The organism is Saccharopolyspora karakumensis (genome assembly GCF_004349225.1).
Classification (GTDB): Bacteria; Actinomycetota; Actinomycetes; order Mycobacteriales; family Pseudonocardiaceae; genus Saccharopolyspora; species Saccharopolyspora endophytica.
Genome location: NZ_SMLA01000003.1, coordinates 235251 through 250218, shown reverse-complemented (window position 1 = coordinate 250218; position 14968 = coordinate 235251). Strand labels below are relative to the sequence as shown.

The following is a 14968-nucleotide window of genomic DNA, read 5'->3' as shown; positions in this document are numbered from 1 at the left end:
GCATCACTGGTCAGGGGCATAAAAGAACACTAACCAAAACAGTCCACTGTTGAGTTCTCAAAGAACACACCCACACCATCGCCACAACCCCATTCAGGGCCATGAACTCCGGGGAGTCATTTCCTCGTTCTTGTGTTGGTAACTCTAGCAGGCTCTCTTTTCGGCGTTTTCAGGGGGGTCCCCTTACTTTCTCGCCGGAAGCGCGAGCCCTATTCGAGTTATCAACTGCCGGTCGGATGCGGAACCGGAGCTCCGCCTCTACCCGGCGACCGCCTTACGTTACCCGGTGCGCTTCGCGGTGTCAAACCGCGCGCCCCGAACCGGTTTGCGCTGTCACGTGGGCCCGGACCGAGTCCGGAACCTCGTGGCGCTCCCGGTGCCGTTCGCCGCGAACACTCCGCGTCGTTCGGCTTTCCGTGCGACGAAGAGAAAGTTACGCACACTCTGCGTCAATGTCAAATCGCCTGCTCAGGCCTTGACGCCACCCGTTCGGCCCAGCGCGGGTCACTTCTGCTTCGGCCGCAGCCAGAGCTTCACGCTGCTCCCCCCGCCGGCCGCCTTCATCGCTTCCAGCAGGTCAGAGGCCTCGACCGGACGGTCGCGGCCGACCGGCACCAGCTCGTAACCCCACGTTCCGAACTCACGGAGCGCAGCTGCCGGATCATCGCCGAGGCCGCTGATCGCGTCCGGTGTGAACGAGCACACGATCGAGGGACGATCGCGGCGCAGCATCCGCACCAGGCCTCCCAGGACCCGGTGCACCCTGGCTCCGACGTCCACGTGCACCACGGAGAGCTTGAGCTTCTCCAGCGAGGCGTGGTTCTCCAGCTCCTTGTCCAGCCGGAACGCCGGCACCCGGTCGCCTTGTTCCCCGGCGTCCGGTGCGATCGGGCTGACCGACACGCCGCCGGCGAGTGCGGGTTCTTCCGCGAGCTCCCCCGGGCCGTCCCAAGCCGCGCCCTCGATGAGCAGCAGCCTGTTGGCCCACGCCGAGGGCACGTTCATCTCGACGTTGTGCTTGAGCAGGGCGCGGGCCTGCCGGCTGGGCTCGACCGCGACGACCGCACCGCTGTTCCCGAGCCTGCTCAGCACCCGCACGGTCTGGTAACCGACGTAGGCGCCGACGTCGAGGAACACCCCGTCCGGTTCGAGCAGCGAATCGATGAGCGCGGAGACGTCGGCGTCCCAGGAGGGGTTCGACGACAACCACGGCAGCATCAGCGCGTCGTCGGCGGGCAGGCGCATCAGCCCGGCGTCGCAGAGAACCGGCGTCGTGGTGCCGTCGGCTCCCCCGGTGGCGCGCTCGTGCTCGCGCAGCAGGATCCGTTGCAGCACGTCGGTGCGCTGAAGCGCGTTCGCCGCGTCGCCCGCCGCGCTGCGGACACCGGATTCGAGGTCGTGCCGGGGCTGCCGGGCCTCCATCGCGTCCATGCGGTCGAGGACCTTCTCCAGCGCTCCGGTGAGGCCGTCGATCCGCTCGGCGAGCGCGTCGACCCGCTCGTCCGAACCGCCGGTGCTCGCCGGGACCCCGGACTCCTCCAAGCGCCGGAGCCTGCGGTGCTGATCGGCGAGGTCAGCGCGGGCGCGGACCAGGCCATCGTCGGTGCCGACCAGTTGCGCGCCGAACTGGTCCTGCCTGCGCAGCAGCTGCGCGAGCTCGGCGCGCATGCCTTCGACGTCGCCGTCGCCGTCCGACTCGTACTGTCGGCGCAGCAGCTCGCCCGCGGTCTGCTCGACCCCGTCGACCAGCGAGCGGAGGACATCGCGGATGTGGTCGTCGTAGTGGCTCAGCGCGCGCAGCACCGCCTTGCGCAGGGTCGGTGCGATCGCGTTGCTGCTCTGCCCCACGTCCGGCGCCCGGTGCAGCGCGTGCCGCGCCACCAGCAGCGGGCGCAGCGGGTCGTCGAACTGGCCGTGCTTGTCACCGGACCACTTGGTGCGCCAGTTGCGGTAGGCGTGCTCGACGCGCTCCCGCAGGCGGGCGCCCGCGCGGGCCACGGTGTGCGTGCCCAGCAACGTCTCCCTGGCCGCGATGCCGAAGGCCGCGGTGCCCTCCGGATCGTCGGCTGCCTCGCGCATGATCTCGGCGGCGGCCTCGAGGTCCGGTTCGCTGACGCCTTGGCAGGGCACGAGGCGCGCGCACTCGGCGCCGAGGAGTTCGGCGACCGCGCCGTGCTCACCGGCGATCACCGGTACGCCGTGCGCGGCGACCTCCAGCAGCCGCAGGGCGTGGTCGTCGCCCGCGTCGCCCCGGTGCAAGGAGACGAAGCAGTCCGCTACCGCGAGCAGCGCGTGCAGGTCGACGTCCGTTTCGACGAGCCTGACGCGAGGGTCGGCCGCGGTGGCCAGGCGGAGCCGCTCAGCGGCCTCCGGGTGGCGGGCGGCGCTGTTCACCGCCATCAGCAGGCGCACGTCGTCGCGCTCGGCGAACGCGGTGAGAAACGCCGAGACGAGGCCGAGCGCGTTGTCCGCGCGCTCGGCGGCGTGGTCGACGTGAGCGGCGATGACGAACTCCTCGGAGAGCTCGAACCGCGCGCGGGCTCCCTTGCGGGTCGGCAGGTCGATGCGCTCGCGCTCCGGCGCGGGCAGCGTGACCACGCGCGTCTTGAGCCCGTTCCGGCGGACCGCGGCGCGGCTGCTCTCCGACAGGACCCAGGTCTCGGCCGCGTCCGAGTCGAGGCCATCGCTGCCGGTGTGCACGTCGATGACGTAGCGGCCTGCCGGCACGGACAGCCCGGGGGCGCAGCGCAGCACCACCGGGTAGTACGCGGTGTCGGCGGAGGGCAGTCCGGAGGCGCCGACCGCGGTGCGCATCAGGTCGGCGAGCGGCCCGCTGCCCAGGACGGCGACCCCGAGCTGGTCCACGAGCGCCAGGTCACCGCCGGTGCGGCGGTGCACGGCCTCGGCGGGCACCCGGCCGCTGGCCACGCCGACGCCCGCGCACCACTCGTGGAACGCCTCGGCGTCGGCGCCGAACGGATCGGGGTAGTCGCGGCGGAGGAGGTCGTCGTCGGCCCAGACCGCCGCCGTCCAGCGGGATCCGCCCGAAGTGCGCTGGCGGTCGTCGGCCGGGGCGCACGCCCACTCCTCGAACGCCGGGGCTCCGTCGGGTTCGAACGGGCTCGGCGGTGCGTCACCGTCGCCGAGCCAGACGTCGAGGTACTGGCTGCGGAGGCTGTCGGGCAGCTGGACGCCGTCCGCCAGGGCGTCGAAGGGGTGCGGTTGTTCGCGGCTGTAGCCGGCGTCGACCAGTGCGTTGCGGTAGCTCGCGCACAGCCCGGCCAGCACCGGGTTCTCCGACAGCAGCAGTCGCGGGTTGTCGGCGTAGTCGGCCGACAGCAGCCACGGGCGCTGCGGCTGGAAACCGTCGAAGTGCACGCTGCGGAGCACCGATCCGTCCACGACGTGCTCGCCGTCGGCGACGTCCAGGTCCCGCTGCGCGGCGTTGAACACCGACAGGCCGACGCCCGGATCGCGGATCACCTTGTGGTCGACGAGCGCGGGAGCTCCGTCGAGGACGGGCGCGGTCATCGTCGGGTCGTGGCGCAGCTGCTCGATCCAGGTGGTCAGCAGGTCCTCGGCACCGGGGCGGACCGCGAAAGCGCTGGAGTCGAAGGTGCCGGATTCGGCGAGGTCGGCCGGGCTGGGGCGCAGCCCGTCGGCGGCCAGCGGGTGCAGCACGCGGGGAACGAGGGCGACCGGGCGCTCGGCGGTCAACCCGGTGAGGAGCTCGGTGAACGGGCCGAAGACCTGCACCCAGGGTTCGAAGTGCAGCACCGTCGATCCCGACCGGAGCAGGTGCTTGAGCAGTCGCGGACGCAGCACACCGCGGAGCTGCTCGGCGGTGCAGCCGATGGCCAGCCTGGCGAATTCCTGCGGGTCGACGCCGATGTCGGTGATCGACAACGCGTCGGGCTCCTCGCGGACGGCGCCGGGCTCGTCGACGATGAGCAGCACGAACCCGGATCCGGGGTGGTGCTCGCGGAAGCTCTTGCGCAGCACGCGCGCGGCGGGCAGCTGGTCGCGGCAGGCCAGGGTGCAGCCGAGCAAGGTGATCGCGGAGGACCGGCTCGCTGCCGGCTGCTCAGCGGGCCACTCCGGTTCGACGGACTCCGACGCCTGCTCCAGAACGCCCGACTGGAGCTCGACGGCGGACTCGCCGGAGCGCGTTTCGTCGTGCTCGGGGTGCGGCTGCGAATCAGTCACGCCCGCAACCTATCGCCCCATCGATCCCAGAAGAACTCTGTGGTCCCGTCAAGCAAGCGGCGAAGCCGGTTTCTCCTTGCCCCACCAGAACCCCCGGCACCGCCGGGGGTTCTGAGCAGTGCTGTGGCGAGCACGCCGCGACGCCGTGTATTGGACATACATCAGGAGTGGCGCGCGGAGTCCACAGCGCCGCTCAGGTTCCCCCACCCGCACCGCCGAGCAAGAAGAGCACAAGTTCAGTCACAGGACCGGGAGCATCGAGGAGAGTTCGTACGGGGTGACTCGGCTTCGGTAGTTATTCCACTCCTCCCGCTTGTTGCGGAGGAAGAAGTTGAACACCTCTTCGCCGAGGGTTTCGGCGACGAGTTCGGAGTTCTCCATCTCGCCGAGCGCTTCGGTGAGGTTCTGCGGCAGGTTGGCGTAGCCGGCGGCCTTGCGCTCGTACTCGGTGAGGCTCCAGACGTCGTCCTCGGTGGCCGGCGGCAGCTCGTAGCCCTTCTCGACCCCGCGCAGGCCGGCGGCGAGGATCACCGCGTAGGCCAGGTACGGGTTGCAGGCCGAGTCGGGGTTGCGGACCTCGACGCGACGGGACGAGGACTTGCCCGGCGAGTACATCGGCACTCTGACGAGCGCGGACCGGTTCGCGTGGCCCCAGCAGACCGCGGTCGGGGCTTCGCCGCCGACGACGAGTCGCTTGTAGGAGTTCACCCATTGGTTGGTCACGGCGCTGATCTCACGCGCGTGGTGCAGGATGCCCGCGAGGAACGCCCGGCCGGTCTCGGACAGCTCGTACGGGTCTTCGGGGTGGTAGAAGGCGTTCTGGTCGCCTTCGAAGAGGCTGAAGTGGGTGTGCATGCCCGAGCCAGGCTGGTTGCTGAAGGGCTTGGGCATGAACGAGGCGCGCACGCCCTGGGTGATCGCGACTTCCTTGACCACGTAGCGGAAGGTCATCACGTTGTCGGCCATCGTGAGCGCGTCGGCGTAGCGCAGGTCGATCTCCTGCTGGCCGGGCGCGCCCTCGTGGTGGCTGAACTCCACGGAGATGCCCATCGCTTCGAGGGTTTCGATGGCGTTGCGGCGGAAGTGCGGGGCGGCGTCGTGGCTGGACTGGTCGAAGTAGCCGCCCGAGTCGGCGGGCTCGGGTTCGCTGCCGTCACCGGGAAGCCCCTTGAGCAGGAAGAACTCGATCTCGGGGTGCACGTAGCAGGTGAAACCGGATTCGGTGGCGCGCGACAGGGTCCGGCGCAGGACGTGGCGCGGATCCGACCAGCAGGGCGACCCGTCGGGCATCTGGATGTCGCAGAACATCCGGGCCGAGTAGTGCTCGCCGTCGGCGGTTTCCCAGGGCAGCACTTGGAACGTGCTCGGATCGGGCTTGGCGACCATGTCCGACTCGTAGACGCGGGCGAAGCCCTCGATCGCCGAGCCGTCGAACCCGATGCCCTCGGCGAAGGCGCCCTCCAGTTCCGCGGGCGAGATCGCCACTGACTTGAGCATGCCGAGGACGTCGGTGAACCACAGCCGCACGAAGCGGATGTCACGTTCCTCCAGAGTGCGGAGCACAAACTCCTGCTGGCGGTTCATAGCCGCACTCTAACTTCCTGGCCTCGGGATCGTCTTGATCGGCGTGGCCGGTGCCGAGGTGCTCACCCGAACCCGAGCGCGGCGACCATCAGCGGCAGCACGAGTCCGATGACGAGCGCGCCGGCCACGTCGAACACCGCGCCGGAGCGGATCATCTTGGTGATCGGGACAGCCCCCGATCCGTAGACCACGGCGTTCTGGGGCGTGGAGACCGGCAGCATGAACCCGAACGACGCCGCGAAGGTGGCGGCCAGGGCGGGCACGAACGGGTTGGTCCCCGCCGCCAGGGCGACCGGGATGACGATCGGCACCACCACCGAGGCGGCGGCGGTGTTGGAGGTCGTCTCGGAGACCGCCACCGCCAGCACGATCGCGAAGACGGTGATCGCGACGCCGCTGGTCAGGCCGAGCGCCCCGGCCGTTCCCTCGCCGATGGTCTTGGCGAGCTCGGTGTCGGCGAGCAGCGAGCCGAAGATGATGCCGGTGCCGAACAGGACCACCGTTCCCCAGTCGATGCGGGAGGCTTCGGTCCAGGTGAGCGTGAAGCGGCGCTGGGACCAGTCGGTGGGCAGCAGGAACAGCAGGGAGGCGCCGAGGACGGCGACGATGCCCTCGTCGAGGCGGTCGCTGACGGCGTCGTAGGCGGCCGAGTCGTTGCCCGCGATCAGCGCGACGAATCCCGGTGTCACCCAGAGCACGACGGTGATCGCGAAGGCGATCAGGGTGTTCTTCTCCGCGCGCGACAGCGGGCCGAGCTTGGCGCGCTCCCCGGCGACGTACTCCTCGACCCCGGTCAGCTCCTTGATCTCCGGGCGGTTGAGCAGCAGGAGCGCCACGGCCAGCACCGCGAACATCAGCAGGCACACGGGTGCGGCCATGGCCATCCACTGCAGGAAGGAGATGCGCTGGCCGGTGACCTCCTCGATCAGGCCGCGGCCGATGAGGTTCGGCGGTGAGCCGATCGGGGTGAGCAGTCCGCCGACGCTCGCGCCGTAGGCGAGCATGAGCATCAGGGCGACGCCGACGCGCAGTCGCAGCGGGTCGAAGGGCTCGCCTTCGGGGAGCTGCTTGCGGACGAGTTCGGCGATGACGGCGAGGATGCCGACGGCGGTGGGCAGCAGCATCGCGACCGTGGCGGTGTTGGACACCACCGCCGAGAGCACGCAGGTGATCACGCCGAACGCGGTGATGACCCGCCAGGCGCTCTTGCCGACGCCCGGCAGCGACAGGATGGTGAAGGCGAAGCGCCTGGCCACGCCGTGCCGCAGCATCGCCTGGGCGAGGATGAACGCCCCGATGAAGGTGAACACCGTCGAGGAGCCGAACGGTTCGAGCACGTCGTCGGGCGGCATGACGCCGAGGACCACGATCGCCGCGACCCCGATGAGCCCGCCCACCGGGATGGGCACCGGCTCGCACACCCACAGCACGATCACGCCGAGCAGCACGGCGGCGAGCTTGTGCTGGGCGGGTTCGAGCTGGGTCGGCAGGAGCAGGAACAGGATGGTCAACGCCGGGGCGAGGAACAGGCCGGTGGTGCGGCGGGCGCGTTCGAACCGCTCCTCCGCCGGGGAGAGCACCTGCTCACCGAGGCTCTTGTACGTGCTGCCGGAGAGCAGGACCGAGGTCACGCTCTGCTCCGCGGGCTTGCCGCCCGTTCCGTCCGCTTGATCCATGCACCGACGATAGGTGCCATGTGACCTGTTTCACCACCGCTCTCTTCGAGCGGATCGATCAACCCGTGCAGCGGGTTCCCTCCGGCGGCACCTGGAGGTCGACCAGGTACCCGGTTCCGGCATCGTCCACGCAGCTCACTCCCTGCAGGTAGACGGTGTGCTGGGTGCCCTCGTAGGTCAGCAGCCTGCCGTGCAGCGCCTGCGCGAGCTGCACGCCCGCCTCGTACGGCGTGGCCGGGTCCGCGGTGGTGGAGATGACCAGCACCGGCGGCAGCGCGCCGACCTGCGGCTGGGTGGGCTCGCCGGTCACCGGGACCGGCCAGAACGCGCACATGTCGCGGGCCGAGCTCGGCGGGTTGCCGTCGTCGAGGAACGGCGCGGCCTGCCGGTAGCGGCGGTCGGCCTTGCGGACCTCCTCGGGATCGGTGACCCGCTTGTCGTCGACGCAGTGGATCGCGTCGAAGGCGTCGGTGGTGTTGCTGTAGCGACCGCTGGAGTCCCGGCCGAAGTAGCTGTCGGCCAGGCTCAGCATCGTCTGGCCGCGGCCCTGCTCGAGCTCGGCGAGTCCGGTGTCGAGGCTCTCCCACAGCGTCGGTGCGTAGAGCGCTTGGATCGCCGCCATGGTCGCGTCCGGATAGGACAGTTCGCGGCCGTAGCCCGCCTGCACCGGGTTGTCGACCAGCGGGCGGGTCAGCCGCTGGAACTGCTGGACCGCCTGCTGCGGGTCGTGGCCGAGCGCGCACCGCGAGCGGGCCCCGCACCACTCGGCGAAGTCGTCGAAGGCGCGCTGGAAGCCCGCGCCCTGCGCCACCAGGGCGTCCACCGTGGTCTGCCCGGGATCGATCGCGCCGTCGAGGACCATCGCGCGGACGTTGCCCGGGAAGCTCTCGGCGTACTCCGAGCCGATCCGGGTTCCGTAGGAGTAACCGAGGTAGTTCAGCTTCGGTTCGCCGAGCGCGGAGCGCAGCACGTCCAGGTCGCGCACCACGTCGCGGGTTCCGACGTTGGCGAGCATGTCCACGCCGGTGCGCTCGGCGCACTTGCCCGCGTACTCGCGCTCCTCCCGCTCGGACTGGGCGACACCGGCCGAGGAGGTGTCGGCGTCGGAATCGAGGCGTTCGGCGTCGCGCTCGGAGTCGGTCAGGCAGCGCACCGCCGGTTCGGAGGCGCCGATGCCGCGCGGGTCGAAGCCGACCAGGTCGAAGCGCTCCCCCAGCTCGTTGTCGCTGACGCTCGTGGTCAGGCTCGCCGCCGCGCTCATCCCCGACGCGCCGGGACCGCCCGGGTTGACCATCAGGGACCCGATGCGCGACTGCTGGTCGGTGGCCGGCTTGCGCAGGACGCCGATCCGGATCGTCTTGGCCTCCGGATGCGCGTAGTCCATCGGCACTTCCAGCCGCGCGCACTCCAGAGCCGGGTCCTGGAACGCGGTCCGGTCGGCGGAGGTGGTGGCGTAGTCCGAGCACGGGCCCCACGCGAGTTCCTGGCCGTAGTACCGGTCGAGCCCGGTGGGGATCGGGCCGACCGGCCCCTTGCGCTCGTTGTGCGGCCGCAGGGCTTGATCGCTCTGGACGCACCCTCCGGCGACCAGCACGAGCAGGGTCATCGCGGCGAGCACTCGGTGTGGTCGGGCCATTCCGAGATCGTGACATGAACATGCCCATGTGATTCATGTCGGGCAGGGGCACACCACCTGGGTGGGTGCGCGAAGATGGGCGCATGCCCCAGTTGCGGATCGCACTCGCACAGGTCAACACGTGTGTCGGCGACGTCGCCGGCAACAGCTCGATGGTCCGGGACTGGACCCGTCGGGCTGTGCAGGACGGCGCCCACGTGGTGGCGTTCCCGGAGATGACGCTGTCCGGTTATCCGATCGAGGACCTGACGCTGCGCAAGTCGTTCGCCGCCGCGAACCGCGACGCGCTCGAGCAGCTGGCGCGCGATCTCCAGGCCGACGGCTGCGGTGACGCGCTGGTCGTCGTCGGTCACCTCGGGCGCGACGACGAGGGGCCGCGCAACTCCGCCTCGCTGCTCTACAGCGGCGAGGTCGTGGCCACCTACAACAAGCACCACCTGCCCAACTACGGCGTCTTCGACGAGGCGCGCAACTTCGCGCCCGGCTTCGAGCTGCCGATCGTCAAGCTGCACGGCGTCGACGTCGGTCTCGTGATCTGCGAGGACATCTGGCAGAACGGCGGCCCGGTGGCGGCGCTGGGCAAGGTCGGCGTGGACATGGTCGTGTGCATCAACGCCTCGCCGTACGAGCGCTCCAAGGACGACCAGCGGGTGCCGCTGGTGTCGGCCCGCGCGGTCGAGGCGGGGGCTCCGCTGGCCTACGTGAACCTGGTGGGCGCGCAGGACGAGCTGGTCTTCGACGGCGATTCGCTGATCGCCGACGCGGAGGGGCGGATCATCGCGCGGGCGCCGCAGTTCGCCGAGCACCTGCTGGTCGCCGATCTGGAGCTGACCTCGGGCGGGCACACCTCGACGACGGTTCCGGCCGAGCCGGGTCCGATCCGGATGCCCGCCTTCGACGTGAGCCGGACCGTCCTGCAGCCCGAGCCGGTGCCGAGCTACGAGCCGCGTCCGCTGCCGGTTCCCGCCGAACCGCTGTCCGACGAGGCCGAGGTGTGGGGCGCGCTGGTCACGGGCCTGCGCGACTACGTGCACAAGAACGGCGCGCGGACGGTGACGTTCGGGTTCTCGGGCGGCATCGACTCGGCGGTGTGCGCGGCGCTGGCCGTCGACGCGCTGGGTCCCGATTCGGTCTACGGCGTGTCGATGCCGTCGGTGTACTCCTCGGAGCACTCGCGCTCGGACGCCGCCGACCTGGCTCAACGGCTCGGCTGCCACTACGAGACCCACGCGGTCGCCGACATGGTCGACATCTACGTGCGGCAGCTGGAGCTGACCGGGCTGGCCGAGGAGAACGTGCAGGCCCGGGTGCGGGGCGTGCTGCTGATGGCGCTGTCCAACCAGCACGGTCACCTGGTGCTGGCCACCGGCAACAAGACCGAGCTGGCGGTGGGCTACTCGACGATCTACGGCGATGCGGTGGGCGCTTTCGCGCCGATCAAGGACGTGCCGAAGACGCTGGTGTGGAAGCTCGCCCGGTGGCGCAACGACGCCGCCGAGAAGCGCGGCGAGGTGCCGCCGATCCCGGAGAACTCGATCAGCAAGGTCCCGTCGGCCGAGCTGCGCCCGGACCAGACCGACCAGGATTCGCTGCCCGAGTACGACGTGCTGGACGTGGTCCTGGACGGCTACGTGGAGGGCGACAAGGGCTACCAGGACCTGGTGTCGGACGGTTTCGACGCGGAGCTGGTCGAGCGGGTGCTGCGGATGGTCGACCGGGCGGAGTTCAAGCGCCGGCAGTACCCGCCGGGCACCAAGATCACGTTCAAGGCGTTCGGCCGCGACCGCCGGTTGCCCATCACCAACCGCTGGCGAGAGATCGCGCCGTAGGCGTCCCGGCTTCGGCCCCGAACCGACCGGGCACGAGGGAGTTCGACCACGGGCGGTTCGGACCAGAACCGCCCTGATCCCGCCGCCGCCACCCGAACGTGAGGGGAAGCGCGGACCCTAGACTCGCGGGAACTCGTTCCGGGAGCCGCTGGGCGGCTGACCGCGTTTCGTCCGAGGCATTGGGGGCCGGTTGTGTGGGTTGTGCATGCGCTGTGCGACTCCGCGGACCGGTTGCTGGTGTGGGCGGAGGACTCGGAGCTGCCCGCTCGGCATCCCGGCCGGGCTCCTGCCGGGGTCCTGGCGCATCCGTTCGGGGTCCCCGCGGACGAGCTGCTCGAGGTCCTCGCGGTCGAGGGCGTCGCCGTCGACGGCGTTGAGCTGGCGCTCCCGTCGTTCGCCGCCGCGCCGGTGGCGTCGCCGGAGCTGGTCCGGGACCCGCTGACCGCCGGCGCCGCACCGCGCGGCAAGGTGCGGTTGCGGCACTGGCAGGTGCCCGCCGTGGCGATCCGGCCCGCCGACCTGCCCGAACTGCTCGCCACCGACCTGCCCGGATGCCGGATCGGATCGGACGCGCGGTTCCTGCGCGAGCTCGCCGATTTCGCCGGATCCCTGGTCACGGGTGGCAGGGTGCTGCCCTCGCTGGTCTTCGAGGACGAGCGGCCCGCCGCCCGCTGGACCCCGGCGCTGTCGGGTTCCGACTCGGCGCGGTTCGTCGCGCTGCGCGAGTCCATGCCGCACGCGCTGCGCGCCGCCGGCGGCGACGCCCCGGAGAAGGTCCTGCACGCGGCTCTCAACGCGCTGGTCGACGGCATCGCCCGCAGTCGGCTCACCGGTGAGCTCACCGACGGCAGAGGGGTCGCGGCGTCGTGGCTGAACGCGCTGTCCGGTGAACCGCACTTCGACGGCGACCGCGCGCAGCTGCGCAAGCTCGCCCACCAGCTGGAGTCCTGGCGCAGCGGCCTCGCCGGGCAGAGCCCGCTGCGCACCTGCTTCCGGCTGCACGCACCGGACGACGACGATCCGGACTGGATCGTGGAGTTCATGCTGCAGGCCGTCGACGACCCGGGCGTGCTCATCTCCGCCCAGGACGTGTGGGCCGACAACACCCAGGTGCTGCGGCGCTGGGTGGATCAACCGCAGGAACTGCTGCTCGCCGAACTCGGCCGGGCCAGCCGGATCTGCCCCGAGCTCGACACCGCGCTGCGCTCCTCGCACCCGACCGAGCTGGTGCTCGACACCGAGGACGCCTACGAGTTCCTCAGCCGCGCCGCCCAGCTCGACCAGGCCGGGTTCGCCGTCCTGCTGCCGTCCTGGTGGGGCCGCAGTCAGCGCCAGCTCGGGCTGAAGCTCAACGCCACCAGCTCCGGGACCGCGGGCACGGTGACCAAGGAATCTGGCATCGACAAGAACGCCCTGATCGACTACCGCTGGGAACTGGCGCTGGGCAACGAGACCCTGACCAAGGACGAGCTCGCCGAACTCGCCGCCGCCAAGGTCCCGCTGGTGCGGATGCGCGGCCGCTGGGTGCAGGTCGACCGCAAGCGGCTCGCCGCCGGGCTGGCGATGCTGGAGCCGGACGCGACCGGCCAGATGACCGCGCTCGACCTGCTCAAGCAGGCCGGCGGCGAGGGCGAGGAGCAGCGGCCGCTGCCCGTGGTGGAGGTCAACGCCACCGGATGGCTCGGCGAGCTGATGTCCGGCCAGGCCGACCAGCACCTCGAACCCGTCGACCCGCCCGACGGTTTCGGCGCGGCGCTGCGCCCGTACCAGCGGCGCGGACTGGCGTGGCTGGTGTTCCTGAACCGGCTCGGCCTCGGCGGTTGCCTGGCCGACGACATGGGCCTGGGCAAGACCGTGCAGCTGCTCGCGCTGGAAGCCCTCACCCGCCAGGAGGAGTCCCGTCCTCCGACGCTGCTGGTGTGCCCGATGTCGGTGGTCGGCAACTGGCAGCGCGAGGCGGAGCGCTTCGCGCCCGGCCTGCGGGTGCACGTCCACCACGGCGGCCGCAGGCTCAGCGGCGAGGACCTGCGCGAGGAGGTGGAGCGCTACGACCTGGTGGTCACCACCTATCCGCTGGCCGCGCGGGACTCCGAGGCGCTGCGCGAGATCCGCTGGGAGCGGGTGGTCCTGGACGAGGCGCAGAACACCAAGAACAGCAATTCCCGCCAGGCCAAGGCCGTTCGCGGCCTGTCGGCCCGGCAGCGGATCGCGCTGACCGGCACGCCGGTGGAGAACCGGCTGGCCGAGCTCTGGTCCATCATGGACTTCGCGAACCCGGGGATCCTCGGTTCGCTGAGCACCTTCCGCGCCCGCTACGCCGTTCCGGTCGAGCGCGACGGCGACACCGACGCGGCCGCCAGGCTGCGCCGGGTCACCGGTCCGTTCGTGCTGCGGCGGGTCAAGACCGATCCCGCGGTCATCAGCGACCTGCCGGACAAGATCGAGATGAAGCAGCTCTGCAACCTCACCTCCGAGCAGGCGACGCTCTACCAGGCGGTCGTGGACGACATGCTCGCGCGCATCGCCGAGAGCGAGGGCATGGAGCGCCGGGGACTGGTGCTGGCGACCATGTCCAAGCTCAAGCAGGTCTGCAACCACCCCGCCCAGCTGCTCGGCGACGGCTCGGCGCTGTCCGGCCGTTCCGGCAAGCTGGCGCGGCTGGAGGAACTGCTCGAATCCGTGCTCGCCGAAGGCGACAAGGCCCTGGTGTTCACCCAGTTCGCCGAGTTCGGCGGGCATCTCGTGCCGCACCTGTCGGCGCGCTTCGACACCGAGGTGCCGTTCCTGCACGGCGGGACGCCGAAGAAGGCCCGCGACGCCATGGTCGAGCGGTTCCAGGACCCCGAGGGGCCGAAGATCTTCCTGCTGTCGCTGAAGGCGGGCGGCACCGGGCTGACGCTGACCGCCGCCAACCACGTCATCCACCTCGACCGCTGGTGGAACCCGGCCGTCGAGGACCAGGCCACCGACCGGGCGTTCCGCATCGGGCAGCGCCAGGACGTGCAGGTGCGCAAGCTGACCTGCATCGGAACCCTGGAGGAGAAGATCGACACGATGATCGAGGACAAGAAGGCGCTGGCGCAGCTGGTGGTGGGCAGCGGCGAGAACTGGCTGACCGAGCTGTCCACCCAGCAGCTGCGCGAGCTGGTCACGCTGGACGCGGAGGCGACCGGTGCCTGAGCAGTGGAAGTTCGAGGCGCGCGGACCGATCCGGGTCACCGGCGGCATCAAGGCGCGCAGCAAGCGCGGCACGATCGCGCAGACCTGGTGGTCGCAGCGGTTCATCGAGGTGCTGGAGTCCTTCGGCATGGGCGGCCGGCTGCAGCGCGGCAAGAACTACGCGCGCTCCGGCCAGGTGCTGAACATGACCCTGTCGACCAGCGTCGTCGTCGGCCTGGTGCAGGGCTCGCGGGAGGAGCCGTACCGGGCGCGGATCGGCATCAAGGCGTTCACCTCGCAGCAGTGGGCGCACATCGAGCGGGAGCTGGCGGGCCAGGCGCTGTACGCCGCGAAGCTGCTGGCCGGGGAGATGCCGACCGACCTGGAGGAGGTGTTCGCCGAGCTGGGGCTGGAGCTGTTCCCGTCGACGATGCGCGAGCTGACCATGGACTGCACGTGCCCGGACTGGGAGATTCCGTGCAAGCACCTGGCCGCGACCTGCTACCTGCTCGCGGAGTCCTTCGACGAGGACCCGTTCCAGATCCTGGCGTGGCGCGGCCGCCGCCGGGAGGAGTTGCTCGACCGGCTGCGCGCCTTGCGCGGCACCCAGCAGGTCACGCCCGAGGAGACCTCGGAGGAGGCACCGCTGTCGGACCACCTCCACGACTTCTGGACCGGTCCCTCCCCCGCCGGAACCCCCGAATCCGCCACGAGCGGGACTCCCGTGCTCGACGAGCTGGAGCCGCTGCCGCTGAAGGTCAACGGCACCGCGGTCACCGACCTGCTGCGGCCGGCGTACCGGGCGTTCACCGGATGAGCGGTGCGGGGAGGGGAGTACCCCCAGGTGGCTCCCCTCCCCGACTCAGCACGACTCCCAC

The 14968-nt window shown here is 70.8% G+C and carries 7 protein-coding genes; 3 read left to right on the top strand and 4 right to left on the bottom strand.

Features of this window, described 5'->3' with window-relative positions:
- Window positions 1-504: 504 nt before the first annotated feature.
- From E1202_RS03680 to E1202_RS03665, 4 genes are all read right to left on the bottom strand, one after another.
- Window positions 505-4206, bottom strand: a complete 3702-nt coding sequence (locus tag E1202_RS03680) for an FkbM family methyltransferase (protein WP_132680978.1) — start codon at window positions 4204-4206, stop codon at window positions 505-507.
- Between the two features lie 240 nt (window positions 4207-4446).
- Window positions 4447-5790 (bottom strand): glutamine synthetase family protein, encoded by a 1344-nt coding sequence (locus tag E1202_RS03675; RefSeq protein ID WP_132680976.1) that lies wholly within the window; start codon window positions 5788-5790, stop codon window positions 4447-4449.
- A 62-nt stretch (window positions 5791-5852) separates the two neighbouring features.
- Window positions 5853-7466, bottom strand: coding sequence for an SLC13 family permease (locus E1202_RS03670; protein ID WP_132680974.1), 1614 nt, complete (start codon window positions 7464-7466; stop codon window positions 5853-5855).
- Window positions 7467-7524: 58 nt separating this feature from the next.
- Window positions 7525-9102 carry an alpha/beta hydrolase gene (locus E1202_RS03665; RefSeq protein ID WP_132680972.1) on the bottom strand — a complete coding sequence of 526 codons (1578 nt, stop codon included), beginning with the start codon at window positions 9100-9102 and terminating at the stop codon, window positions 7525-7527.
- A gap of 83 nt (window positions 9103-9185) precedes the next feature.
- On the opposite strand from E1202_RS03665, the gene E1202_RS03660 reads away from it, so the two are divergent.
- The 3 genes from E1202_RS03660 to E1202_RS03650 all read left to right on the top strand — a co-directional run bounded on the left by E1202_RS03660 (window position 9186) and on the right by E1202_RS03650 (window position 14907).
- Window positions 9186-10931, top strand: a complete 1746-nt coding sequence (locus E1202_RS03660) for an NAD+ synthase (protein ID WP_132680970.1) — start codon at window positions 9186-9188, stop codon at window positions 10929-10931.
- A 192-nt stretch (window positions 10932-11123) separates the two neighbouring features.
- Entirely contained in the window at window positions 11124-14111 is a 2988-nt protein-coding gene (locus tag E1202_RS03655; RefSeq protein WP_132680968.1) for a DEAD/DEAH box helicase, read from the top strand.
- Window positions 14104-14907, top strand: a complete 804-nt coding sequence (locus tag E1202_RS03650) for an SWIM zinc finger family protein (RefSeq protein ID WP_132680966.1) — start codon at window positions 14104-14106, stop codon at window positions 14905-14907. The genes E1202_RS03655 and E1202_RS03650 overlap by 8 nt, the downstream gene beginning before the upstream one ends.
- Window positions 14908-14968 lie beyond the last annotated feature (61 nt).

Bases quoted from the DNA above. Each gene is read 5' to 3' on its own strand.
- E1202_RS03675 (WP_132680976.1), bottom strand. From the start codon at position 5,790: ATGAACCGCCAGCAGGAGTTTGTGCTCCGCACTCTGGAGGAACGTGAC.
- E1202_RS03670 (WP_132680974.1), bottom strand. From the start codon at position 7,466: ATGGATCAAGCGGACGGAACGGGCGGCAAGCCCGCGGAGCAGAGCGTG.
- E1202_RS03665 (WP_132680972.1), bottom strand. From the start codon at position 9,102: ATGGCCCGACCACACCGAGTGCTCGCCGCGATGACCCTGCTCGTGCTG.
- E1202_RS03660 (WP_132680970.1), top strand. From the start codon at position 9,186: ATGCCCCAGTTGCGGATCGCACTCGCACAGGTCAACACGTGTGTCGGC.